The sequence below is a fragment of the Streptomyces sp. NPDC003027 genome (assembly GCF_053591435.1).
Window position 1 is genome coordinate 1 of record NZ_JBSFTU010000028.1, and the last position, 24,193, is coordinate 24,193.

A 24,193-nucleotide genomic window follows, 5' to 3' on the forward strand; every position below is an offset into this window, starting at 1 on the left:
CGGCGCGACACCTCCATGATCGAGTGCCCCTCAGCGCACTCCAGAACGATCCTTGAGCGCTGAGCCAGGGACTGGGCTGTCGAGCGCCGACGCACTCAGCCCTCCAGCACAGCCCGTTGGGCATCAGTGATCGACAACGGCGGAATCTTCGGACCCGGACGACTCATACCCAACCAACGACGAATCTCCGACTCAGGTCACTAAGTGGTCGGCTCCGGAAGTCCTTCGGGGGTTGATCATGCTGCAGCGCGACGGAGGATTCTTCCTGGTGATCGGTGGTGTGCCGGTCGAGCCTGGCCAGCAGATCGTCCAGGTCGGAGGTGGTGAACCTCCACTGGGAACGGCTGTGCCGTGGCGTTGTAGCGGTCTTCGAAGGCTCGGAGCCGGTCCTCGACCTGGGCCAGTTCGGTGAAGTCGTTGGGCGAGACGACCTTGCGCTGCACGACGGAAAAGAAGATCTCCACCTGGTTCAACCAGGAGGCGTGGACAGGAGCGTGAGCCATCACCGCGTTCGGGAACGCCGCGACCAGGCGGTCGGCTGCCTTCTGTCCGCGGTGGGAGGAGCCGTTGTCCACGATCCAGAACACGCGCTTGGCGCTGGCGTAGGGCTCGACGCTCATCACCTGGGCGACCAGGTTCATGAACGGGTCGACACCGGTGCGCGGTTCGGTGCGCCCGAACCCCTTCGCCTGGTGGACGTCGTAGGCAGCCAGGTAAGCCAGGGAGCCACCGCGGCCGTACGTATGGTTGACGCGCATCGCACGGGCCCGGCCGGGCGGCAGGGTGGGGCGGCAGCGGCAGCGGGCTTGGATGGAGGTCTTCTCATCCGCGCTGATGACGTACTCGTCTGCGCCCAGCTCGACGCCGTCGAAGGTGCGGCGTACAGGTCGAGCACGCACCCGGCCCTGGTGCGGAAGTCGGGGTCGGTGATGAAGATCCACGAGCGGTGCTGCCAGGGCTTAAGCGCATCCTGGGCCAGCCAGCGGCGCACGGTGGACGCCGACACGGAGGTGGCGATGCCACGCTCGACAGCCTCGCGGGCCAGCTCCGGGCACGACCAGCGCGCCAGCGGGGTGCCGGTCTCGGCGGGCAGCTGGCAGGCCAGGGCCTTGACCTGGGCGGTCTGTAACGCGGTGAACACCGGCGGGCGGCCGGAGCGTGCCCGGTCTGCGAGCCCGGCGAGCCCCTGCCTGGCGAATCGGCCTCGCCAGCGGCGCACCGTATCGATATGGAGCCCCGTCTCCCGGGCGATACGGCGTTGGAGCGTCCACGCGCGGCGTGCAGCACACCTGTGCCCGTACTTGTTGCCGGTACTGACTCTTCTGGCTCCAGGCCATCTTCTTGAGCCGCCTGCGGTCGGCGGCGGTGAGAGATATCGGGCAGGCCATGGGCACGGCGGACGGACCAATCGGAAGGAGAGGATGAACGCTGGCTGTAAGCGACAGCACTGGGCCGCGCGCGCGTACCGCGGGACCCGAATAGGTCCCGCGGCATAGCTGCTCGGGCTACTTGCCGCTGCCTTCGGCGAGGGTGTGAGCGACGAGCGCGTTGGCGTGGCCGTGGCCGAGTCCATGCTCGGTCTTGAGCCAGGTAACGAGTTCCATATGCTTGGTCAGGGGCGAGGTGCGGATGAGTTCCTTCCACTCCGCGATCGGGCGGCCGTACTTCTTCTCGATCGAGGGGAAGTAGCTGGCGGGACCCTTCACCGGTGCAGTCATGGGCTCTGTCCTACCTGTTCGTTTCGAAGAGTTCATGCTTGTTGATTTTCTTCTCAGCAGGCCGGGCGGATACCGCTAGTTACGCTGGCCGGGAGCGCGGTGGCCAGCCGGGCGGTGACCGCAGTCAGCCATGCGAGGCCGAGGGCGGCTCCGGCAGTGAAGGCCAGCACGGTGGCGGAGGACGCGGCGAAACCCGCAAGGATGCCGAGCGGCACCAAGCGGGAGCCCAGGGCCCCGCCCCGCTGCCGCAGGGCGGCGAAGTGGCGGGCCAGCATCAAGAAGGATGCGCCCAGTGCGAGGAAGCCCACCATGGCACTGAGCGTGTGGAGGGCGCCGTGCCAACTGAGGGAGGTAGCTGGGGCCTCAGGGGCGCCGACAGGGAACCCGGCGCCCGGATCCGCGGTGAATACCGCGGCAAGGAGGAATGAGGCACCGAACACACGGATCAGTCGCGGCGCCCAACGGCCCTCAATCGTGTCGGCCAGCATCCGCAGGGCGCTCTCCGGCCAGACGCCCCGATGTCTTACGGCGGATGCGAAGGAGCCAGGCCCCGACCCCATGCTGCACGACGCAACCTGTTCGCACCTACCTGTGCGTACCGGGGCCGGACGTCCGCAGTCAGGAACGCTGATGAGTCATGGAGAGCTCCTCACGCAGAAGGCCCGCTACCGCTCTCGATGCACGGCATCGGGCACCAGGCCGGCCTCCAGCACCTCCAAGCTCTCCAGGGGCAAGACCCGGCACCGTCCGCCAGCCATGACCAGGCCTGCCTGGAGGCCGCTGTGTTCGAGCGGCTGGGCGGAACGATCGACTACTGCGCGCACCCCGTCGGCGTCGCGCGCGTTCATCCCACCGCTGACCACCTGGTCGTGGAGGTCGATCCGAAGCTCGGCCCCGAGCACTCGCTGCCGGAACACTGCCTTCAAGCCCTCCTGCCCACCCAGTACACCGGGCCTGACGAGGACGAAGGACGGGAGCCGGGAGGCATCGCCGGGGTCAGGCTCCTCGGATCAACGCAGCCGGCCTCCACCTCGGATTGGCAGGCACCGACGCTCGCGTCACTATCGCCGGGCCGGACCCCAAGCAGTGGCGGACCATCGTCACCCAACACCGGGCCTCATGCCCTGACCGCGACCTCCTCCCACTGTGGGACGCGCCCGCGGTGACCCCATTCGAGTCTGCCTACCTGGCAGCAGACCCCACCTGGTGGCAGGAGCAAGCAGACCACGCGTGGCTCGCCAGCGGCCTGCTGCGCCGCAAACCGTCCACAGCCGCTCGGCGGACAGGTGGACGAAGCGGCTCGGAGGATCCAGTACAGCCGGGACCCGCCGTTCTGGCGTCGTCCGCGCGGGCGGGGGCGATACTGATCGTGACAGTCGTCCCACCGTCGGGTCGGCCTCGGACGCGGGCTCGGCCGGTGGGGTCGCACCTTTGCCGATGTCTGCGAGGGGAGCCGTTCATGACCACGGCGAAAGACCTGTTCATCATCGCCATTGACCTGAAGCGTTCCGTGGGGCAGGGAGACCTGTCCCTCGCACTCGCGGGAGCCGAGCTGATCGATCTCATGGGTGCGGGGGCGGTCGCCGTGGACGGCGACCGCCTCGTGCCGGGTGGACCGCCGACGTTGGACGATCGGTTCCTGGACGAGGCTGCGGCAGGACTCACTCGACAGGCGCCCTACGAGCGGATCGAGGACTGGCTGTGGCGCCGGGGCCGAGACCTCTCGGCGGCGTACCAGGCCGCACTGGAGAAGAACGGTGAGCTGAAGCCGCAGCAAAGCGGCCGGTTGTCCTTCGGCACGGAACGCGTGGAACCGGCCGATACGCCCGCACGCCGCCGTGCAGCCGACCGCTGGAAAGAGAAGGAACCCGTCTTGGCCGCCCTCGCCTCGGTCGTGGGCATCGACGACGAATGCTCCGACGATGAGGCCGGCCTCGATGACGAGGCGGTGACGACCGTGGTGGCCGCCGTCCACGACGCGGTGATGGAGCTGGAGGCCGTACGCCAGAGGCGGACCATCGAGAACAGGGCCTTCGCCAACCTCTGGCGGGGACCGTGAGCCGAGCCCACCTTCGGGGGCGCGGTCAGGTCCGACGGCGGCAGTGAGCGGTCGTGCGGCCGCCGGGTGGCACTACGGCATGTCCTTGGACCAGTTCCGGTCAGGGCCGCGCCGCCTCCACCTGGAAACTGGGTGGGCGTCCGGCCCACAGTCCGATCACGGTGTTCATGAGACACAGCCAGTCTGGAGAACGACGGCTACAGATGCCTTCTGTTCACCCCGGACCGACCGGGCGCGCCGGTGCTCCTGCAGTCCCGACGCGGCAGCCTGATCCAGCGACACTTCCCCGACGTCCTCACCGCGGCTGCGCCCCTGTCCGAGGCCTGGTCCTCGACGGAGTTATGTGACCTGTACGGGTGTCTCAGACCCAAGGTTTCTCAGGCGGCGCACCTCCGTAGACGAAACACGTTCGCCGCCGATGGTTCGGGAAACCACGGAAGGAGATAGGGTCGTGCGCTCGCGGGCGACGCTCAGGCCGACGGCACGGGCCTCAGGGGAGAGGCCGGGGTGCTCGGCGACCTCCTGGGCGCGCCGCCACCAGCACACGCTTCTCGGGTCGACGGCGTAGTGCCACAGCGGCTGTTCGGGGTCCGCCACGCCGATCAGCACCCTGCGCAGCACGTACTCGCGGATGTCCGGGTTGCCGATCAGCCGGTCGGCGACGAGCAGCGGGTGCTCCCCGTCGAGGCGGGCCCGGACCAGCACCCAGGTCATCAGCTGGCCCACGTCGTGGGCGGGCGAGGTGACGAAGTCCCACAGTTCGGCGGCCTTGGCCTCGTCGGGGGCGCCGAGGTGGGTGAGGAGCCGCAGTTCGTCCTTCCACAGCGGCCGGGCCGCGTTCCACCAGGAGACCAGTTTCCCCGCGGCCGGGTGGTCCAGGTCGAGGGCGAGACAGGTCAGGGTGACGAACGGGTGGCGCCATTCGGTGTACGTGGTCCGGTACTTCTTGGTGAGGTCCTTCAGTCGACGCGGCAGCAGGGCCTCGACGTCGGACGCGGTGGCCAGACCGTGGGCGACGAGGAGTTCGAGGCAGAACCCGAGCCCCTGCAGGCCGGTCGTCGGGTCGGCCACCCGGTCCCGCAGCCAACGCACGTCGACGTCGGTGAGCGTCCGGTACCGGTGCCACACGTCGGCGAGCTTGGTCTCGGAGCCGGTGAGTTCGGGGCCGGTACCGGACAGGAGTCCGTCCCTGGCGGCCTCGTAACGGTCCACGGCGGCCAGTACGTCGGCGGTGCCGACCCTGTCGAGGTCGGTCTGGCCGGGCCGGAGCGCCTCCTCCCGGATGTGCTCCACCTGTTCACGGGCCGCGTCCGCGGCGAGGACGCGCAGCACCCGCGGCAGTCTGTCGTCGGTGGCGAAGCGGACCGCCGCGAGCCCGGCGTACGACCGGCCGGCGTGGTAGCCCGCCCCCGTCTCCCGGCGCCAGTCGGCGGTGACGGCCTCGATCAGCGCACCGTACAGCCCGTGCAGCGAGGTCTCCGGCACGTCATGCGCGGCCAGTTCCGCCGCGAGGGCCGCCGCGGCCCGTACCGCGTCGGGCTCGCGGAGCGACCGGTGCAGCGCGAGCCAGGCGTGCACCGGGGCACGATGGCCCGCGAGCGCGGCCTCCCGCACGACGGCCAGGCCCCGCTCCGACGGCATGCGGGACACGACGGCGGCTACCCGGGGGTCGCCGACGCCGAGGGCGTCGACCGTCCCCCACGCCTCCGCGTGGCCGTGGCGCAGCAGCGCGTGGAGCAGCTCCGCCCAGGCGCCCCACGCCGTGAGCCGCCCTTCGTACTCCGCACGCCAGGCGCGCAGCAGCCGCTCCGTCTCGTCGGGCGTGAGCCCGTCCCTGCGCTCCAGCGAGACCGCGAACCGGGTCGCGGCGGCGAGGTCCTGGGGGTCCTCCAGCCGTTCGTGGAGCCAGGCGGCCTCGACCGGGGACAAGGGCCGGTACCGGAGCGGGGAAACGCTGCGGTCCACCGGCTCGTCGAGCGCGTCGAGGAACTGCCGTACGCCGTCAGGGTCAGCGGGATCGGGCAGTCCCGCCTCGTCCCGGTCGGTGATCCGGTCCAGCCGGAAGGCGCCCTGAGGACCGCCGTCCACGACCCGGAAACCGGCCGGCCCCTCACCGAGCCCGGCGGCGACGGTGGCGTGGTCGCCGCCCCAGTGCAGCAGCAGTTCGCCCTTCAGTGCGCTGGAACGGCCGAAGGCCCGCCCGTGGGACTGCCAGTGCCAGTACGCGAAGGAGACGGGGCCGGTGAGCCCGCGCTCCGCGCGGACCTCGGCGGCGTCCTCGTGGCCGTCGGACTGCGTGTAGCGGCCCCGGTTCGGCGGCGGGAGCACGAGGAACCCGTCGCCGCCGAGCCCCTGCCACCAGGCCGTGATCAGGGCGAGGTCCGAGGGCCGTCCGCGCGCCGCGCGGCAGCGGGCGGCGGGGGCGCCGGCGGCGTCGTTCACGTGCTGCTCCCTGGGTTCTCCGGGGTCTTCTCCGGGATCCGTTGAGGACGGCTCTCCCGCCTCGGGAACCACCGTGCCACAGGGGTCTGACACGCCCTCTCCGCCGGGGGGGGCAGGGAGCGGTGAGCCGTCCTACGATCGCCGTATGACCCCTCGCCGCGCTTCGTCCGGTTCGTGCCTGTCCCTCTGGTCGCGCGACTCGTTCCTGTCCGTCGGATCGGTCGGGTCGACGCTCTCGATCGGCTCCGTCGGCTCCGTCGGCTCCTCGCTCTCTGTCGGTTCGGTGGGCTCCTGGGCGAGCGCCGGTTCGCTGCTCTCGGCCCGGTCCTGCTGGTCGTGCGCCTCGGCCCCGCCGGCACCCGAGCAGGTGGGCGGCCGGGTGGTGATGCTGCCTCGGGGCGTGAGCCGATGTTGTACTTGTAGTGGCTGGGGCAGGGCGAACGACAGCATGACGGGCTCGGTGTGGCTTCGTTCAATTCTCAGAGCAGCGCTTGTTCATGTGCTCGGGAGGCAGCGGGAGACGAGTCGGCTTGCGGATGTCCGTCACATGTGACGCACGGCCCTCACCCCTGAAGCAGGTGACGGCACGAGGCCCTCCCGAAGAATCGGGAGGGCCTCGTTTAAAGCTCGACGCCGGTTGCCTTTGTCCGGTCTCGGTTGATGCTTGACACAGCTCCGCGAATGCCAAGGTCGCTGACCAGGAGCAGGCGTGACGTGCCTGTCGCTGGTTCTCAGTTCAGCGCGGTGGGTTCAGTCTTGACGTTCAGAGTGGTTGCGCATCGCGGAACAGAGGGGCTGCTTCAGCCTGTCTGCCGTACTCGCCATCCATCGGCGTAGCCGTCGTCGCTGCCGTCAAGAGCCCTTGAAGCGCCCCGCAGTCGACGGAATTCGATAACGACTGGCCCGAAGCCGGTTGCCACCTAGGGTCGGCTTGCCCGCCGCAACATCTCCTCGCTCACTGGATTGTCAAGAAATGAAGGAAAGCCCACACCTAGCTCCGCAACAATTCGCTCCACAAATTGTTTTACCGCGAGACGCAGTTCACTGAACGAGCAGCGCGCCGACCCAGGAGTGAGGCTCCACTCAACACTGACCATACCTCCGGTCCGAGCGAAAGAAATAACTTCGTCCGCTTCCGTGAAGGAATATTCCGAATTAGACTTCGCACTTTCTGACAAACTTTCCGTAATGGCCACCAGTGACAATCCGAAATGTAACACGGGAACCCATCCGAAATGAGTCGTAAAGTCGACTCCATTCACGTCTATGCGAACATCACCAGGAAAGAAGTACCAGAGGATGTCGCGGCGGCTCGCTTCCTTGCAATCCAGCCGATGCTCCCACCCTACGGGATCTGGTCGGTTTTCCAGGACGTAGTCGAAGGTGATCAATCCGTGGCTCCCATTTAGAGAGGGTGCATAGTCGTGACGTTCCCATGAGGATCTACCCAGACTCGCAAACGAGTAGATCCGTCCTCTCCGATAGTCCGACGAAGACCGAAGTCGTAATCGTGAGCGTGGTTCCCTGTTACATTGTCAACTTTACTCGGGATCGGCGACCCCCTGACTGCCTCGTTGGCAAGCATCCCGAAATCATCAGGATCGAGGTCGTCATGGAACTTAGTTCCCGCCGCAGGAGAGCCGGGGCCATGGCGAGGGAGGATATGCACATCAATTACGTCGTCAGACAGCGTTACCGGTCCGCCGCAGTTGTGGACGAGGACCGGAGTCTGCCCCGCCAGCACATAATACGTGTGGTGGTTGCTGACGGTTAGGTTGTGGACGGTGGTGTTCTGTGCGGTCCAGCGGTGGATTGCTGTGATCTGGACGCGGATGCCGGCGCTGGTCTGGAGCCATTGGCCCGGGGGGCGTGTGGCGTCGAGCCAATTCGCCGAGTTCGGGCACCCAGAAGGGATGGCCGTCTGTTGCGGTGACCGTGGCTGTCTTGGTGCCGTGGGAGCCGTCGGTGTCGATGGTGATGCGGACCAGGTTCTTCTTGCCCTGTCCGACGATTTCGGTGGTGACGGTTTCGGTGCGGGTTTCGCCTGTTTCGGGATCGGTGGCCAAGACCTGGTCGCCGGTTTCGATGTCTTCGATGGGCTTGGTCGTGCCATCCGCCATCAAGACCGGGGTGCCTGCAGCGAAGCTATTGTTGAAGCAGCCCTGAAGCCTGCTTGCGACCCTGCTGCTCGCGCCGGTGACCGCTCGGGCGCCCGCTCCCGCCATGAGGGAATTTGTGAGTGCTTGGGAATACTTGTGATCACTGAAGGGGGATTCAATGATCTGTCCCGACAGTGCCGATTCAAGCGGTTTTCCATAGTTGCACTTGAGGAAGTTGCACGAGTTCCTCATGAAGTACTCGATGTCTTCTTCATGTGCACCGTAAAGCCACATCTGCCAGGCCGCGTCATGAGTCGGTCCGGCACTCGCAGGCTGATAGCGCCTTACCGCTTCATCGAATTCTGCCTCCGAGGTGTTCTTGGAGCTGCGCACCTTCCGATCGCCGCTGTTGTACATCGTCACGGTTTTCACGAAGGCGACGGTTGTGGAGGCGTCGGTGCCCGGGACATATTCGGTGGTGCTGGTGGTGATGACTTGGTTGCCGGAGCACTTGTAGAGCGATCCGCATTCGTCGCTTTTCAGTCCGGTGGGGTCGGACTGGGTGACGGGGGTGGCGTGGGCGTAGGTGTACCCGTTCATCTGGAGCGGGTCGGTGAGGTCGATGATGGGGTCGGCGGAGAGGAATCGGCCGGTGGTGGGGTCGTATTCGCGGGCGCCGATGTGGGTGAGGCCGGTGGTGGGGTCGTCGATGCCGGTGCCCAGGAAGGTGTGCCTGCTGGGCCAGTTGGTGGGCTGGGTGCCGCGGGGGTTCCCGTAGGGGTCGAAGAAGCGGCGGGTGACGGCCTGGTTGCTGGTCTGCTCGATGGCAGTGGTGGCCGTGTTGTGGTGGTCGGAGAGCAGGACGGTGAGCTTGTGGCCGGTGGTCTTGCCGCCGGTTGAGCGGACGGTCGTGGGGACGCCGGGGTGGCCGTAGTAGCGCTGGGCGTTGAGGGCTTGCCCGGCGGTGTTGACGGTGATTTCGGCTTCGCCGAGGAACAGGGTGCGGGTGGTGCCGTTGTTTTCGATGAGGCGGTTGCCGGATGCGTCGTACAGGTAGGTGACGTTCGCGGTGCCGTTGTTGTCGGTGTCGACGGACGTCAGTTTGTTGCGGCGGTCCCAGTCGAAGGTGGCGGTCGCACCGCCTGCGGTGACACGCTCGGTGGTGTTGCCCGAGGCGTCGTACGTGAAGCTCTGGGGGAGGTCCAGGCTGGTCCCGTCCGCGTTCTGTGTGCTTTCGACGCTGACCAGGGTGTAAGGCTGGGCAGTGGTGGTGGGCTGGGTGAGGTTGTTCTCGACCGTCTTGCCGTAGGTGTAGCTGTAGGTCTGTGTGGGCTGGACGCCGGCGGGGTCGTGTCCGCCCTTACCGTCCCGTGGAGCGACGACATCGAGGACACGGTGGGTCGGTCCGAACGAGGGTTTGGTCGGACCGGCGCCGTGCTTCACGTGATGTAGGGCGCCACCGCGCCGAGCAGCGCGAAGAACATCGCCGGCTTCTACCTGGGCACCGGAGTGGCAGTAGCAGCACCTGACGGCCGCTCCGGCGGAGTCGGTGCTTGACCTGAACCTTGGTTGATGTACGAGAGTCGTGTCATCGAACGGCGAGACGAGGAGGTTCCGATGACGCAGCCCAGGATCCTGGTGACCGGCGCGACTGGAAACGTCGGCGGCGCGGTGGTGAGTCAACTGCACGCGGCGGGCGTGCCCGTGCGGGCGCTGGTGAGAGGGGAGGCGGACTTCCCGGAGGGTGTGCAGGCGGTACGCGGTGATCTCGCTGATCCCGCGTCGCTGGACATGGCTTTGGAGGGCGTCGATTCTGTCTTCCTGGTGTGGCCGTTCCTGAGTGCCGAGGGCGCGTCGGACGTGATCGACGCGATCGGGAAGCACGCCCGACGGGTGGTGTACCTGTCATCCGAGGGGGTCGGGAGCGAGAAGGAGAAGCCGGGCGAGGCGATCACCATGTTCCACACCGAGCTGGAGCGGCTGATCGAGGTATCGGGTCTGGAGTGGACGGCGCTGCGGCCCACCGGGTTCGCGAGCAACACGCTGGGCTGGGCGGAGGAGGTCCGCACGACCGGTGCGGTACGGGCGCCGCTGGCAAGGCTGGCCCGCCCGCTGATCCATGAGGCCGACATAGCTGCCGTCGCCGTTCAGGCGCTGACGACCGACGCCCTACTGGCCGCCCGCCCTCTGATCACCGGCCTCGAACTGATCAGCCAGGAACGGCAGGTGGCACTGATCGGCGAGGTGATCGGGCGGTCAGTGCGGTTCGAGGAGGTTGCACTGGAGGAGGCCATCGAGCAGATGAAGGCCACAGGCTACCCGGCAGAGCTGGTGGAGGCTGTGTTGCCGGCCCAGGCGGAGATGCTCGACAATCCCGAGCCGGTCAACGATGAGGTGGAGCGGATCACGGGCACCCCGGCCCGATCCTTCCGGGAGTGGGCAGTTGACCACGCGGCGGACTTCCGCTGAGAGCGCCAATGCACGTTGACATAGGCGTCCGAAGCACCGGATCCCGGCTCCGCAGCGCAGACGCTTGACGCCGAGGCCGGGCCGCCTGCTCAGGGAAGCCCCGAGCGGTTGAACCGTGCAGGTGGCGGCGCTATGTCGCGGCAATGGCGTGCCGTCACTCAGAAGGATCCGCACCTTATCCGCGAAAGCACCCTGAGTGTGACCACACCGTCTACGCGCTGGCCAACTACCCGTGAACGAAATGGCCGACTAGGAAGCGGCGGCATCCCGTGAGTTGCTCTGGTCACCGGACCCTTGGCAACAACGAAGCAGAGTCGCAAATAGGGCTTAAGGGGCAAGCCCGGCCCCCTTGCCCAGCTGCCGGCCCAAAGGCCGCCCCCGGCGGTCGACCCCTTGTCCGGGTGCGTCGCCCGGCCGCGCACGCCAAGTTTTTCCCTTGATACAGCTCGCTAGCGGCCGCTGTCAGACTGTGGTCAAGGGGTACCCCTGCACGCTGCTCCCTCGATCACCCCCCACCCGGGGCGTCCCGAAGCGAAGGAGCCATCGCGATGACCGCGCACCGACCACCAGCCGGCACCCTGCGCGCCCGCCCCGACCATGGGCCGGCCAGCACTGGGCAAGCCGAATGGGCCTGCTTGGGTGCCCCACTTCGAAGGGCACTCAATGATCGTTTCACAATGCCGTCCTGCGGGGACGCTGGCGGCCCATGGAACAATCCCTTCAGCCACGGGCTCAGGGGGATGACGCCGTATGGAACGGGTTGGGGCTGCGCGAGACCTCGTGCTCGGTTACGTCAAAGCGCTGAACGCGATTGACGAGGCCACGAGGGTGGCGATCCCCTCGCTTGACCGGCTGGCAGATGTCCTCGGCCTGGTCCGTTCGCGCCGGATCAGCCGGAGTGGGCAGGTCGGCACCTACTCCTCCTACACGGTTCATGGGGCAGGGTGCCGCTTCGTGTGCGACAACGGCATTGAGGTCGATGTGGACTTCGCAGCCGACGGGAGCGAAGTCTTCGACCTCTGGCGGCTGCGCTGGTATGGGCTGAGCCTGCCGGAGCCGTTTGATGTGACGGATCAGGACCTGCGGTCCGCAGTACGGTCGCTGCAACCGCTTCTGACCGAGGTGTGGCCGGGGTGGTTCAGCGTAGCCAGCTGATGGCTTCAGGATGAGGTGCGCAGGCGGCGCAGGCATATGAGGCTGTAGGCCAGTTCGAGCAGGGCCCTGTTGAAGATCGGCGCGTCGCTCATAGCGGGTGCGGAGCCGCTTGACCTGGTGCAGCCAGGCGAAGGTGTGCTCGACCACCCAGCGCACCTTGCCCAGTCCGGAACCGTGGCCGACGGCGAGTCGCGCGTTCAACGGCTTGATGGCCCCGCTTCCACAGGCGGCGGTACTTGTCGAAGTCGTAGCCCCGGTCGGCATACAGGCGCCGGGGCTTGCGGCGGGAACGCCCCCGGAGACCCCGGATCGACGGGACGGCGTCGAGCAGCGGCATGAGCTGGGTGGCGTCGTGCCGGTTGCCGCCGGTGAGGGTGACGGTGAGCGGGATTCCGTGACGGTCCACAATCAGGTGGTGCTTGGAGCCGGAACGGTCACGGTCGACGGGTAAGGGGCCGACGTGATCCCCCCTTTGAGAACCCGGGCATGTGACCCGTCCACGGAGCAGTTGTCCAGGACCAGCAGACCGGCGCGGCGAAGCTCGTCAGCAGGGCAGCGTGCAGGCACGACCACACGCCCGCCTCGGTCCAGTCCCGCACTCGACGCCAGGCCGTCACCCCGGAGCAGCCCACCGTCTCCGCGGGGACATCACGCCGTGCAACACCGGGTCCGCAACACGTACATGACGCCGGCGAGTGCCGCCCGGTCGGGAACGCGCAGCCGCCCGGGGTGGCGATGGCGCCGTTCGGAAGCCGGCGGCAGCAGCGGGGCCACCCGCTCATGGCGCCGTCGGCGTCGTAGGTGTAGCGGTTCTCGCCGGAGGGCCGTTGGGCGTTCAGGAGCATGCCGCGGTCGTTGTAGGTGTAGGTGTTGGCCGGGTGCTGGGGCGTGGAGGTTTCCGTGGTGGATTCGAGAAGATTCCAGGAGTTGAACGTGTAGGTGGTGGTGGTGCCGCGGCCGTCGGTGAGGCGGGTGCGGTTGCGGGGAGGTAGCCATGAACGAACGCGATGTCCTGCTCAACCAGCTCGCGCAGGGGCTGCGCCCGAAAGATGCTCAATGCTCCTTCCTGTTCCAACTGCTGATGTCGCCGGGAGTGCTGGGGGACGCCATGGACTGGCCTCTGGCAGTTCCGCCAAGGCGCCTGAGGGCCATCAAAAGCGTGGATGGATCCTCAGGCGCGCGCGAGGTTGGGACACACGTCCGGGCCCGGCGGCCGGGGGAACGTGCCGGCTCGACGGGCGGAGCTGGCCACCGGGCTGCCGGCAACGACGCGTCTGGTTCGACCGGAACCCGGGTGCCACGCGGCCGAGTGTGGGAGGCGCTGCCGGTCGAACCCGACGGATCCTGCTCATCCCCCTACCAGGCCTGCACGAGAGCGCGACGCGGCTCACCGTGCCGCAGTGCCCGTAACGTTGGTCAGCGGCACAGCGGAGAACCTACGTACAAGAGCGGTGGACCTTGGGTACGAGTGGAAAGCAGCGCGGTGAGCAATTCGCCGACACCTGCGCTGAAGCCGGACGGTGCCGACGGCACCCCATCGACCGGCTCCGGAGCACCGCCACCTGCACACCGCCTGCCGCCACGACGCATGCGCGTAACCTGCCCGGCTGGCATGACATCGGCACCGCGCTGCGGCGGACACCGGTATCGGTATGGAACGACAATCTGACGGACTGCGCCGCCGCGCTCACCTATTACGCGGTCCTCGCGCTATTCCCCACCCTCCTGGTCACGGTCTCGCTGATCGGGATCGCCGGCGCCTCGGCCATAGAGAACCTCATCAGCAATGTGATCGCTGTTGTCCCGGCCGAGTCCCGGCCGGTAATGCACAGCACGCTCAGGAGCATGGCCGACCAGCGCACAGCCGCCTGGGTTCTGGCGGTCTTCGGCACGATCGGCGCTCTGTGGTCTTCCTCCAGCTACCTGGGAGTTTTCCGCCGAGCCCTGCACGCCATGCACGGCGTCGAGGACCTCCGGCCCGCATGGAGGACCGCACCACGACTGGTGATCACCGCTCTGGTATTGCTGGCGCTCCTGGTCACCAGTGCCCTGGTGCTCATCCTGACCGCCGAAGCGGCCCCCGTCCTCGGCCGACTGGTCGGCATGGACAGCATGGCCGGCACCGCGTGGAACGTACTGAAGTGGCCACTCCTGCTGGGCCTGGTCGCCGTCCTGGTGCTGGTGTTGTTCCGCTCCGGACCGGCCCAGACGCGCGGCGTGCGGCAACGACTTCTGGGCGACGCTCTGGCCATGACCCTCTGGCTCGCCGCCTCCGCCGGCTTCGCTCTCTATGCCTCGCAGGTCGGCTCCTACAATCGGCTGTACGGCTCCCTCGCCGGGATCGTCGTCTTCCTGGTGTGGGTCTGGCTGTCCAACCTCGCCCTGCTCATCGGTGCCCAGTTCAACGCCGAACTAGCCAAGATCCACCGCTGATAAAACCCGCCCTTCTCTCATCCCCAAGGGAACCACCCGATGGATGGGCGGTTCGGCCAAGGGGCATTAGGGAGGGGCGACTGGAGAATGCCGACAGTGTTGCTCGCTTCAGGCTATGGGGTAGCCGGTCCGTGGTGGCAGCTGTTGCGGTCGTTGCTGTTGTCGAGTGTCACGCTGCCGTACCCTCGGTCGGTCACTCGACCTTGAGCGAGATTCCGATGTCCCGCTTATCGGGGTGGAGCCTGAGGCGTAGTTGTTCTGGCCTGTCGGCCGAAAGTATGAGGGGGGAAGCCTCTCCAGACAGGTTCAGCGTTCTTGACTGTTGGCTCTACGGGGCGACCGCCTCCAGCTGCTCCGCAAGGGTCACCGCGAACTCCGGGTCGTTCCCTGGGCTGGAGATCGCCGACTGGTTCGGTATCGATATCGTGGGACCGAGACCCCAGCATCACACGGGGCCCAGTGGAGGCTCGTCGAAGGTGGCAGACCATGCGCCATCGTGACGAGTGCACGAGTCGGTCGTGATCCCGTCGTGATCCCGTCTCCACTGGCTGGGGCGCCGGCTGCCGTCGCCAACAGCAAGGACTGAAACAACCCGGGCATCGCGCCAGGGAACCTGGCCATGACACAATCAAAACTGATCCGTGGTCAATGTCCGCCACGGCGCCGAGGTACTCGACGACGCGCTGTTGCGCCCCATGCTCGCCCACCATCTCCTGGGCGAGCCGACTGTACGGACACGTACGGTCCCTGCGTGAACCGCCCCGCCAAGGATCCTGGCGAGTGGGTTCCCGGAAAACCCCCCTTGTCTACGCTCGGCCGGGTGCTGGCCATGATGCTGGCTTTCGCGGGGACGGTCGTATTTGCGGTGGTTCTGGCCCGGCTGACTCTGGAACCCTCGGCAGCATCCGTGCCGCTGACGCACAATAACCTGCGCCCTGGTGACTCCATCCGTGCGTACCTCGCGCATCCCATGGCCCCGGACACAGTCAAGCAGCTCGGCGGCAATATCGTGATGGGGATACCGTTCGGTGTGCTGCTGCCGGTACTGGTACCCCGAACGCGAGGACTGGTCCGCGTAGCGGCGGCCACCGCTCTCGTGATGATCCTCGTCGAACTCGTCCAAGGCGCCCTCATTACCGGGCGCGCCTTCGACGTCGATGATGTACTGCTCAACACCACGGGTGCCCTCATGGGCTATCTGCTGATCGGCCGCCGGATGGGTCGCGCAGTGCATCCCCGACGCCGCCACTGGTGGCACCGGTTCACCAAGCGCCGGCTGACTGCTGAAGACCCGGCATAGGTGCGCGGCGGCCCCTGTTCGACACCGGGCTGCCCGGATCCCGTGTCGTACGGTCCGACGTCGCGGTCGCCTACCGTCCGCAACGGATCTCACCGAGCCCGGCGGTGACGCCGGTACGGCTGAAAGATCTGAACCAACACCGGGGATCAGGCCGCGACGAGCTCCCGCTCGCGGTCCGGCGTCTTGACCTTGGGCTTCTTGTTCGGCAGCGAGAGCCGGAAGACCTTGTGCCACGCGGAGAACACCTGCTTGGGCAGCGGCCCGGTGACGTACTCCAGCTCGTACTTCTCGAACAGGGCGCGCACCTTCACCGCGACCTCGGCGTACCGGTTGCTCGGCAGGTCCGGGAACAGGTGGTGCTCGATCTGGTGCGACAGGTTGCCGGTCATGAAGTGCATGGCCTTGCTGCCGCTGATGTTCGCCGAGCCCATCATCTGGCGCAGGTACCACTGGCCGCGCGTCTCGCCCTTGATCGACCGGCGCTCGAAGACCTGCACGCCCTCGGGGAAGTGCCCGCACATGATCACCGAGTGGGTCCAGAGGTTGCGGACCAGGTTCGCGGTGAACGTGGCGGCGAGCGTGGTGAGGAACGACGGGCCCGACAGCAGCGGGTGGATCACGTAGTCCTTGAGCACCTGCTTGCGGATCTTGCGGCCCACGGCCTTGGCCCGCGCGCGGAACTCCGGGCTCGTACGGCGGCGCTTGTGCAGGTTCTTGCCGAGCTCCAGGTCGTACGCCGCGATGCCGTACTCGAAGAAGCAGGCGTTGAGGAAGTTCCACAGCGGCTGGCCGAGGTGGAACGGGTGCCACTTCTGGTCCTCGTCGACGCGCATGATGCCGTAGCCGAGGTCGTTGTCCTTGCCGATCACGTTGGTGTACGTGTGGTGCAACTCGTTGTGCGAGTGCTTCCACTGGTCGGACGGCGAGACGTGATCCCACTCCCAGGTGGTGGAGTGGATCTTCGGGTCCCGCATCCAGTCCCACTGGCCGTGCAGAATGTTGTGGCCGATCTCCATGTTGTCCATGATCTTCGCCACGGACAGGCCGGCGGTGCCGATCAGCCACGCGGGCGGGAAGAACGAGAACAGCAGCACACCCCTGCTGACCAGCTCGAGCTTGCGCTGCGCCGAGATGACCTTACGGATGTAGGCGGCGTCCTTCTCGCCGCGGCTGGCGATCACCTCGTCGCGGATCGCGTCCAGCTCGCGGCCGAGCTCCTCGATCTGCTCCGCGGTCAGGTGGGCGGTGGGGTCGATGGCGGTCAAGGTGCTCCTACCGTTCGATGTCGCAGGGGCCCGCCGCGGCGGACACGCAGGTCTGGATGAGGACGCCCGGCTCGGCCTCGGTGATCTCGCCGGTGCGCAGGTCGCGGACGGCGCCCGCCTTGAGTGGCGTGATGCAGCCGAAGCAGATGCCCATGCGGCACCCGGAGGGCATGAGCACGCCGGCCTCCTCGCCGATGTCCAGCAACGGCGTGGCGCCGTCCGCGTCGACGGTCGTGCCGGTGGCGCTGAACGTGACCTCGCCGCCGTCGCCGGCGACGACGATGCTGGGGCGGAAGCGTTCGGTGTGCAGGCGCTCTCGGACGCCGTGCTCGGTCCAGTGCTCTTCGGCGGCGTCGAGCAGGCCTGCGGGCCCGCAAGCCCAGGTCTCGCGCCCGGCCCAATCGGGCACGAGTTCGTCGAGACGGGCGATGTCGAGCATGCCGTCGGTGTCGGTGTGCACCTCGGTGAGCCGCAGCTTTGTGTCCGCGACCAGGTCGTGCAGTTCGTTGCGGAAGATCACGTCTTGTGGCCGTGGCGCGCAGTGGACCATGACGACGTCGTCGAACTCGGTGTCGCGCAGCATGCCCATCACGGGCGTGATGCCGCTGCCGGCCGTCAGGTAGAGCACCTTGGCGGGCTTGGCCTGCGGCAGCACGAAGTCACCGGCCGGCTGGTCGAGCTGGATCAGCGTGCCCGGTTTCGCCCTGCGGACCAGGTGGTTGCTGACCTTGCCGTCCGGGATCGCCTTCACGGTGATGGTGACGCGGCCGTCCTGGCGGTTTGTCGGCGAGGTGAGGGAGTAGGCACGCCACAGGCGCACCCCGTCGACGTCCACCCCGATCCGCACGTACTGACCGGCTGTGTGGCCGCGCCAGCCCCGTCCCGGCCTGATCACGATGGTCGCGGCGTCATTCGTCTCGGGGTGCACGGCCTCGATGCGCCCACGCAGGTCAGCGCCCGCACGCAGGGGGCTGACCAGGTCGAGGTAGTCCGACGGCAGCAGCGGCGTCGTGACCATCTCGAGCAGTTTCCACGCCCTGCTGCGGAGGGCTGCACTCGTCATGACTCCAGCTTGCTGTGCCTGAGGGCGTAAAGTCCTGACCGCAGGATGTGAATCTGATCGGCTGAATTGTTCGCAGGGAACAAAAGCATGAGCCATGCACTCCAGAGGGCCAGCGAACTGGCTCTGGACGAGACGACGGTCACCGCACTGCGGGCCGCGCTGAAGACCACCGCCGACGAGGTCGTCCAGGCGATCATCGACGAGGTCCCTTCCTACGCCAACGCCCTTTCGGGCAGCATGGGCGGAACCATCCGCCGAGCTGTCCGCACCGCCCTGGGGCACTACCTGGACCTCGCGAGCGGGAACGCCACAGGCGGCGACGCCGGTGACGCAGCCTACGAGCTGGGCCGCGGCGAGGTGCGCGACGGCCGCTCGATGGACGCCCTGCTCAGCGCCTACCGCGTCGGCGCCCGCGTGGCCTGGCGATGCCTGGCAGCGGGTGCCGTACCCGCAGGTCTGCCCGCCGCCGAGGTCGCCAAGTTCGCCGAGCTGACCTTCGCCTACATCGACGAGCTTTCCGCCGCGAGCGCCGCGGGCCACGCCGACGAACTGGCCGCCCGGGGCAGGGCCCACGAGCGCCACCTGGAACACCTGGCCCGCGACCTCCTCGCCGGCGCGAGCCCGGACGTGCTGCTGGCCTCTGCTCAACGGGCCGGGTGGCAGCCTCCGGTTTCGCTGACCGCGGTCCTGCTGCCCGCCGCCCAGGCCCGGCCTGCCTACCGCGCGCTCGACCCGAGCACCCTCGTCCTCGACGATCTGCCGGACGCCACCGGTGTGCTGCTCGTGCCCGATGCGGACCGATCACATCTCTTGCGGCAGCTGACCGACCGCACCGCCGTGGTCGGCCCGGCCCGGCCATGGACTCGTGCGTCCGCCTCGTACGCACGAGCCGTACGCGCGCGCTCCCTCTCCTCCGATATTCGCGACACCGAGGACCACCTGCCCGAGCTGGTGCTGAGCGCCGACGTGGACGCGTTCGCAGACCTGCGTGCCCGAGCCCTCGCACCGCTGCGGACCTTGCCTGTCGCGACCGCACGGCGGCTGGAGGAGACGTTGCGGGCGTGGCTGCTGCACCAGGGCAGGCGGGACGAGGTGGCGGCGGCGTTGTTCGTCCATCCCCAGACAGTCCGGTACCGGATGTCGCAGCTGCGGGAGCTGTTTCCGGATCTCGCATCGCCACACCGGGTCCTTGAACTGACGCTGGCGGTCGGTCTTCGGGCCAGCTGATGAGTACTGCCTCATTCGCGGTGCCATCAGCTGGCTCATGCGGCCCGCCAGCGTCAGTTCGAGGAACTCCCGGGTGCTGTCGCAATGCGCCGGCTACGGATGTCGCCGAGCGGAGGGGTGCGACTTTGGCGCTCGTCGTGCCCATCGGGGCACCCCGGTCTCTGGATCGTCGGCGTCTGGTCCTTCTGCCGCGGGGTTTGTGCCCCGGTTGCGGCCCGTCATCCGGGCTTGTCCCGGCATCCATGACTGTTCGAGGGTGATTACCTCCCTGTTGAGCACACGGAAATCTATGTCGGCCGGAGTAGACATTGGGCAGTGGTGTGGTTATGTTTCTCTCGTAGCCCAGAAGGACCGCAGGGCCCGGCAGAGACGAACTGCCGGGCCGCAGTACCCGCAGTTGCAGTTCGCATGACGGTGCGGTGGTGGAGTTTCGAAGCCAGGGTTGTGCAGGACGGTGACGGGACTGACGACCGGACCGGGTGGCCCGCAGTGATCAGGGGCCGCCACCAAGGGGCAGTACCCAGCAGTGAAGTCAGTGAGCAGTACCAGCAGGAGGAAGTTCCCGTTTGGTAGGTAGTTGATCCAGAGGGAAGAACGGAGGAACGAAGCGCCATCAGGATCGCCCGGGCGGAAGTCTTGGGCCCGGGTACCGCAGGACATCGATAGTGAGGTGGTCTCCGGTCAAGCAACCGCGATCCCCGCACCCCCGACAGCAAGCAGGTCGGGTCGGCGGACATAGAAGGTCGGCGCAGTATCAGGGCCGGCAGATGGTGTAGTTCCTTCGGGGCCCTGGTGCCGTACGGCACCAGGGCCCCTCTACGCGTTCCGTGGGTTCCACGAGAGAGGTGCAATGACAGCAGATGACTCCTACGGCCGTCTCGATGACGACGACTTCCCCGCCTACACCATGGGCCGGGCCGCCGAGATGCTCGGCACCACCCAGGGCTTCCTGCGCGCCATCGGCGAAGCCCGCCTCATCACCCCGCTCCGCTCCGCCGGCGGGCACCGCCGCTACTCCCGCTACCAGTTGCGTATCGCCGCTCGGGCCCGCGAACTCGTCGACCAGGGCACGCCCATCGAGGCGGCGTGTCGCATCATCGTGCTCGAGGATCAGCTCGAGGAAGCCCAGCGCATCAACGCCGAGTTCCGCCGTGGTGCTGAAGCGGCCAACCCGCCAACCGCGGCCTGAGACGGTCGCGGGCCCGCCGGATACCGGCGGGCCCGCGCACACATGCAGGCGCTTCCTGTGGTGGCAGGGTGTAGGGACGTGCAGTCCCGGTTAGCCGTCGTGGTTCGGAAGTTCCCTCTGCCCATGCCCTACGGCGTGGGCGTTTTGCTGTGCTGTGCCGCAGGAACCAGCGCGATCACCTCCGCCTCCCGCATGGTGGGGGAGGCGTTCATCTCGTGGCCTCGATGAGGCCGTCCACGACTGCGTTCAGGCCCGCTTCCGTACTGTTCCAGGAACGCTGGAGGTCCGCGCCGGAGCCCCGGACCTCCAGCCGCTCCAGGAACGCCTTGACCAAGTCCAGGTCCCCATACTCCTCCAGTACCGGGCGCACATAGGCGACCAACTGCGCCGCCTGGTCGGCGAACGGCATGAGTGTCCCGGTCATGACGTCGATGCCGCTTCCGGCCCGGCCGTCGCGGGCGGCGCGCCAGTACGCGGCGCGGAGCAGTTCACTGCACACCTCCCGTCCCCGGTCGCCCTCCTCGACCCGGCGGGCGGCCGTCACCACCGTGGCCCTGATCAGTGCGGTGAGCGCGACCGTGTCGTCGACATCCGTCAGGACGTCCATGGAGCGCACTTCCAGGGTCGGCAAATGCGGGTGGGGGCGGATGTCCCAGTACGGCATGTCGACAGCCAGCATCGCCTCGGAGGCGGCCATGGCGGCAGCCAGCTGTTCGTGATGGGCCAGGGACCTGGCGTAGGGCGGGGGACCCAGGCAGGGGAAGCGTGAGCGGATCACCGACCGCCAGCTGGCATAACCCGTGTCGCTGCCCTGATGGAAGGGCGAGTTCGAGCTCAAAGCCACCAGCAGGGGCAGCCACGGGCGCAAGTGGTTGCCCGCCAGCACGGCCTGCTCCCGGTCGGGAAGGTACACGTGGGCGTGGAAGGCGCTGATATCGAAATCGTCGAGCATGGCACGGTACTGCTTGAGCCCCGCTCGGTAGCGGGGATGCTCACCCACATCGGACACCCGGGCGGCCGCGACGACCGGGGTACCCGACGCACACAAACGCAGACCCTCCTGCCCGGCCGCCGCGATCGCGGCAGCCCGCACCCGGACCAGCTCGGCCCGCAGTTCTCCCATGGCCGTGCACGGCGGTGTCTTGACCTCGATCTGGTACCTGGTGAACTCCTCTGAGACCAGATCCCCCACCGCCAACGCGGCGCGCGCCACTACCCGGGGCCCGGCCGACACCACCGACCGAGTCACCGGGTCCACGAGGAAGTACTCCTCCTCCACCCCCACGGTGGGCATCTCACACCTTTGAACGTGCATAGCCTCAGCATCGCGCAGCCACAACACCCTGTCCGCCCAACCCGCTCAAGGAAACGGCACGCGCATCACCGCACCGACCAACTGCCAAGGACAGCGGACCCGGGCGCTCACCGACGCCGTCCTATGCAGGACGAAGGCCGGCTGTCGACGACGCTGGAGGGCACCGTGACTGCGTCCAGAACCCGCGCCCGGCTGGTGTGCGCCCTCCACGAGCGCCGGGACCGCCTTACCGCAGCCGTCCCGGCCGCCCACCCCTGGAGGTGAAGTGTTCGACTGCAAGGCGGATCCTGCTGGATGATGCCGGATCCCTTCTCGTCGTCGAATGTCGTCTGTCCCCGCTCAAGCACCGCAACCTGAACCTCGGCCGCTACAGCTTCACCACCTCAGTCCCTGTCGGCGGCCTGCTGCCACTGCGCGATCCGGAAGGGGCCGACCTCGACGAGGACGACGATGCCCGTCAGGACTGACCGTGATTGCGGCGGGTGCGGGGATGTGGACGAGAGGCGCCAGGACGGTCAACTGGTGGCGTCAAGGGTGCGGTGGGCGCTGTTGCGGAGGTGGGTGAGGACGTCGGGGTCGGCGTCGAGGGTGTAGTCGGCGGGCAGGCCCGCCAGGGTCTGGGCGATACGGGTCAGGGAGTCGTCGGAGGCATCGACGAGACAGGTGCTCTCGTCGACCGGGCGGATCCGTGTGCCCAGGTTCCGGGTACGGGCGCGAACCAGGTCGGCTGAGGCGCGCACGGTGGCGAGGGCGCGGTGGCGGGTGGGGGCGGCGGAGAGTCGGGCCGCGACGAAGGCGGCGGGGTCGTCTCCGGGCACGGGCCTGGCGGGCACGCGGCGGCCGGTGAGGGTGAGGCCCGTGATGCGGTCGAGGCGGAAGACGCGCCAATCGTCCTTGTCCGTGTCGTGTGCGAGGAGGTACCAGAGCGCGCCGGAGGCGACCAGGTGCTGCGGTTCCACGCGCCGCGGTGCGGCCGTACCGCCACGGGTCGTGTAGACGAAGGTCAGGATCTCGTGGTCGCGACAGGCGACGGCCAGGGCGCCTAGTACTCCAGCTGTAGATCGTGATCTTCATGTCTGGGTTGCGGCTTGTCGTCGGTAGTGGCCGAATTGGGCTCGGGCCTGGTGGCGGCGTCGCCAGTCGGACCAGCCAAGCGGGTGGGCCGTGTGGTGGACGGGTTGGACGACGAGGGTGATGAACAGTCGCTGGATTTCGTTGCAGGTCAGCGGGATCAGATCGGTGGGGCCGGGATGGCGGGCGTGTTCGTCGGCACGGACGACGGCGAGGAAGGCGTGGGCGAGCATCGCCAGGGTGGCCCAGCGGGTCCAGGACATGAATCGGCGGACCTGGTGTTCATCGAGTCCGGCCAGGCCCTTCTCGGACTGGAAGGTCTCCTCAACCCGCCACCTTGATCCGGCGACCCTGACCAGGGTGGTCAGCGGCACGGTCTGTGGCGAATAGCAGCGGTAGTAGGCGAGTTTGCCGGTGGTGCGGTTGCGGCGGATCAGCAGCTGACGGTGTCCGGGACCAGGGTCGGCGGTGTCGATGACGGCCCAGTCGTAGAGGCGGTAGCCCTTCGCCCCCGCTCCGGCGGACAGCTTCTGCCAGGCCCGCTTGGGCAGCTTGCCGGCCAGGGTATCGGCCCGGAACTTGCCCGCCGGGGTGGTGACTTCGGCCGAGCAGGCGACGGCAAGGACGTAGCTCAGGCCGTGCTTTTCCAGTGCGGCCCGCAGTTTCGGGTTGCTGCCGTAGACCTCGTCCCCGGCAGCCCAGGAGGCGTGGTGCCCGGCGTCCAGGAACCGTTCGATCATCATGGTGGCCAGTTCCGGTTTGGTCGCGAAGTTGCGGTCTTCGGGGATGCCTGCGGCCTGGCAGCGGTCGGCGTCAGTGGTCCACGAGCGCGGAATGTACAGCTCGCGGTCCACCGCGGCGTGCCCGCGGCTGCCGGCGTAGACGAGGTAGACGGCGACCTGGGAGTTCTCGATCCGGCCCGCGGTGCCGGTGTACTGCCGCTGGACTCCGACGGTGTGCGTGCCCTTCTTCACGTCGCCGGTCTCGTCGACGACCAGCACCGCCGCGTCGTCGTGCAGGTGCTCGACCACGTAGCCGCGGACATCGTCACGGACAGCGTCCGCGTCCCAGGAAGCCCGGCCCAGCAAGTGCTGCATCCCGTGCGGCGTGGCTTCCCCAGACCACTCGGCGATCGTCCAGCAGTTCTTGCGCGGCAGGTCCGCCAGCAGACCGAGTACCAACCGCGCTGCCCGGCGTCGGGGCTCGACCCGGGCAAAGCGGCCCGCAATCCGGCCCATCAGGGCCTCGAATGCGTCCCGCCAACGGGCGGGATCTATGCTGTGACCTGCGGCCACCGTCTCTTCGTCAGTCCACACAACTCACGATGATCAACGGTGGCCGCACCTGAGTCCGCACCGGCCCTGACCAGCGAGATCACGATCTCCAGC

At 67.8% G+C, this 24,193-nt stretch carries 19 protein-coding genes and 5 pseudogenes; 9 read left to right on the forward strand and 15 right to left on the reverse strand.

The features are described from left to right. Window positions 1-236: 236 nt before the first annotated feature. The 5 genes and pseudogenes from ACWDX6_RS20340 to ACWDX6_RS20360 all read right to left on the reverse strand — a co-directional run bounded on the left by ACWDX6_RS20340 (window position 237) and on the right by ACWDX6_RS20360 (window position 2,644). Window positions 237-941, reverse strand: coding sequence for a transposase (locus tag ACWDX6_RS20340; RefSeq protein ID WP_451486285.1), 705 nt, complete (start codon window positions 939-941; stop codon window positions 237-239). Between the two features lie 47 nt (window positions 942-988). Continuing rightward, a pseudogene (locus ACWDX6_RS20345) lies at window positions 989-1,573 on the reverse strand (helix-turn-helix domain-containing protein); the annotation flags it as partial. Next, window positions 1,506-1,718 (reverse strand): DUF4287 domain-containing protein, encoded by a 213-nt coding sequence (locus ACWDX6_RS20350; protein WP_451486286.1) that lies wholly within the window; start codon window positions 1,716-1,718, stop codon window positions 1,506-1,508. The gene ACWDX6_RS20350 and the pseudogene ACWDX6_RS20345, both read right to left, overlap by 68 nt. 53 nt (window positions 1,719-1,771) lie before the next feature. After that, window positions 1,772-2,278 (reverse strand): DUF998 domain-containing protein, encoded by a 507-nt coding sequence (locus tag ACWDX6_RS20355; protein WP_451486287.1) that lies wholly within the window; start codon window positions 2,276-2,278, stop codon window positions 1,772-1,774. 105 nt (window positions 2,279-2,383) lie between these two features. Beyond that, complete coding sequence (locus tag ACWDX6_RS20360; RefSeq protein ID WP_451486288.1) at window positions 2,384-2,644, reverse strand: hypothetical protein; 261 nt, start codon at window positions 2,642-2,644, stop codon at window positions 2,384-2,386. A 533-nt stretch (window positions 2,645-3,177) separates the two neighbouring features. On the opposite strand from ACWDX6_RS20360, the gene ACWDX6_RS20365 reads away from it, so the two are divergent. Further along, window positions 3,178-3,777 (forward strand): GOLPH3/VPS74 family protein, encoded by a 600-nt coding sequence (locus tag ACWDX6_RS20365; RefSeq protein ID WP_451486289.1) that lies wholly within the window; start codon window positions 3,178-3,180, stop codon window positions 3,775-3,777. Window positions 3,778-4,116: 339 nt separating this feature from the next. On the opposite strand, the gene ACWDX6_RS20370 is transcribed toward ACWDX6_RS20365, so the two are convergent. After that, the gene (locus tag ACWDX6_RS20370; protein ID WP_451486290.1) at window positions 4,117-6,219 is read right to left on the reverse strand and encodes a hypothetical protein; all 2,103 of its coding nucleotides are present in this window, start codon (window positions 6,217-6,219) and stop codon (window positions 4,117-4,119) included. A gap of 145 nt (window positions 6,220-6,364) precedes the next feature. Between ACWDX6_RS20370 and ACWDX6_RS20375 the strand changes: the two are divergent. After that, window positions 6,365-6,565 (forward strand): annotated as a pseudogene (locus ACWDX6_RS20375) (hypothetical protein); the annotation flags it as partial. A 574-nt stretch (window positions 6,566-7,139) separates the two neighbouring features. On the opposite strand, the gene ACWDX6_RS20380 reads toward ACWDX6_RS20375, so the two are convergent. The 3 genes and pseudogenes from ACWDX6_RS20380 to ACWDX6_RS20390 all read right to left on the reverse strand — a co-directional run. Next, on the reverse strand, window positions 7,140-7,610 hold the full coding sequence (locus ACWDX6_RS20380; protein WP_451486291.1) for a hypothetical protein: 471 nt from the start codon (window positions 7,608-7,610) through the stop codon (window positions 7,140-7,142). Between the two features lie 314 nt (window positions 7,611-7,924). Continuing rightward, window positions 7,925-8,372, reverse strand: a pseudogene (locus ACWDX6_RS20385) (polymorphic toxin-type HINT domain-containing protein); the annotation flags it as partial. Window positions 8,373-8,918: 546 nt separating this feature from the next. Continuing rightward, window positions 8,919-10,007 (reverse strand): annotated as a pseudogene (locus ACWDX6_RS20390) (RHS repeat-associated core domain-containing protein); the annotation flags it as partial. Here ACWDX6_RS20390 and ACWDX6_RS20395 point away from each other — a divergent pair. Both ACWDX6_RS20395 and ACWDX6_RS20400 read left to right on the forward strand, forming a co-directional pair. After that, entirely contained in the window at window positions 9,936-10,787 is an 852-nt protein-coding gene (locus ACWDX6_RS20395) for an NAD(P)H-binding protein (RefSeq protein WP_451486292.1), read from the forward strand. The pseudogene ACWDX6_RS20390 and the gene ACWDX6_RS20395 overlap by 72 nt on opposite strands. 750 nt (window positions 10,788-11,537) lie before the next feature. Next, a complete protein-coding gene (locus ACWDX6_RS20400; protein ID WP_451486293.1) occupies window positions 11,538-11,942 on the forward strand; it encodes a DUF6896 domain-containing protein in 405 nt (134 codons plus the stop codon). A 5-nt stretch (window positions 11,943-11,947) separates the two neighbouring features. Here the strand turns inward: ACWDX6_RS20400 and ACWDX6_RS20405 are convergent. Beyond that, a pseudogene (locus ACWDX6_RS20405) lies at window positions 11,948-12,716 on the reverse strand (IS5 family transposase). 684 nt (window positions 12,717-13,400) lie between these two features. On the opposite strand from ACWDX6_RS20405, the gene ACWDX6_RS20410 reads away from it, so the two are divergent. Both ACWDX6_RS20410 and ACWDX6_RS20415 read left to right on the forward strand, forming a co-directional pair. After that, window positions 13,401-14,375 (forward strand): YihY/virulence factor BrkB family protein, encoded by a 975-nt coding sequence (locus ACWDX6_RS20410; protein WP_451486294.1) that lies wholly within the window; start codon window positions 13,401-13,403, stop codon window positions 14,373-14,375. 751 nt (window positions 14,376-15,126) lie between these two features. Further along, a complete protein-coding gene (locus ACWDX6_RS20415) occupies window positions 15,127-15,675 on the forward strand; it encodes a VanZ family protein (protein ID WP_451486295.1) in 549 nt (182 codons plus the stop codon). Between the two features lie 146 nt (window positions 15,676-15,821). On the opposite strand, the gene ACWDX6_RS20420 is transcribed toward ACWDX6_RS20415, so the two are convergent. Continuing rightward, on the reverse strand, window positions 15,822-16,940 hold the full coding sequence (locus tag ACWDX6_RS20420) for a fatty acid desaturase family protein (protein ID WP_451486296.1): 1,119 nt from the start codon (window positions 16,938-16,940) through the stop codon (window positions 15,822-15,824). Between the two features lie 7 nt (window positions 16,941-16,947). Continuing rightward, complete coding sequence (locus tag ACWDX6_RS20425; RefSeq protein WP_451486297.1) at window positions 16,948-18,003, reverse strand: ferredoxin reductase; 1,056 nt, start codon at window positions 18,001-18,003, stop codon at window positions 16,948-16,950. Between the two features lie 87 nt (window positions 18,004-18,090). On the opposite strand from ACWDX6_RS20425, the gene ACWDX6_RS20430 reads away from it, so the two are divergent. Together ACWDX6_RS20430 and ACWDX6_RS20435 are read left to right on the forward strand one after the other, a co-directional pair. Continuing rightward, window positions 18,091-19,230 (forward strand): PucR family transcriptional regulator, encoded by a 1,140-nt coding sequence (locus tag ACWDX6_RS20430; protein ID WP_451486298.1) that lies wholly within the window; start codon window positions 18,091-18,093, stop codon window positions 19,228-19,230. Window positions 19,231-20,080: 850 nt separating this feature from the next. Next, complete coding sequence (locus ACWDX6_RS20435; protein WP_451486299.1) at window positions 20,081-20,419, forward strand: MerR family transcriptional regulator; 339 nt, start codon at window positions 20,081-20,083, stop codon at window positions 20,417-20,419. A 208-nt stretch (window positions 20,420-20,627) separates the two neighbouring features. Here the strand turns inward: ACWDX6_RS20435 and ACWDX6_RS20440 are convergent, their stop codons facing one another. Further along, the gene (locus ACWDX6_RS20440) at window positions 20,628-21,713 is read right to left on the reverse strand and encodes a carboxylate-amine ligase (RefSeq protein ID WP_451486300.1); all 1,086 of its coding nucleotides are present in this window, start codon (window positions 21,711-21,713) and stop codon (window positions 20,628-20,630) included. Between the two features lie 281 nt (window positions 21,714-21,994). Here ACWDX6_RS20440 and ACWDX6_RS20445 point away from each other — a divergent pair, with 281 nt between their 5' ends. Further along, window positions 21,995-22,201 (forward strand): hypothetical protein, encoded by a 207-nt coding sequence (locus ACWDX6_RS20445; protein WP_451486359.1) that lies wholly within the window; start codon window positions 21,995-21,997, stop codon window positions 22,199-22,201. Window positions 22,202-22,249: 48 nt separating this feature from the next. Here ACWDX6_RS20445 and ACWDX6_RS20450 read toward each other — a convergent pair whose 3' ends face one another. Beyond that, window positions 22,250-22,771 (reverse strand): helix-turn-helix transcriptional regulator, encoded by a 522-nt coding sequence (locus tag ACWDX6_RS20450; protein ID WP_451486355.1) that lies wholly within the window; start codon window positions 22,769-22,771, stop codon window positions 22,250-22,252. A 33-nt stretch (window positions 22,772-22,804) separates the two neighbouring features. Next, the gene (locus ACWDX6_RS20455) at window positions 22,805-24,043 is read right to left on the reverse strand and encodes an IS701 family transposase (RefSeq protein WP_451486356.1); all 1,239 of its coding nucleotides are present in this window, start codon (window positions 24,041-24,043) and stop codon (window positions 22,805-22,807) included. Window positions 24,044-24,193: the final 150 nt, after the last annotated feature.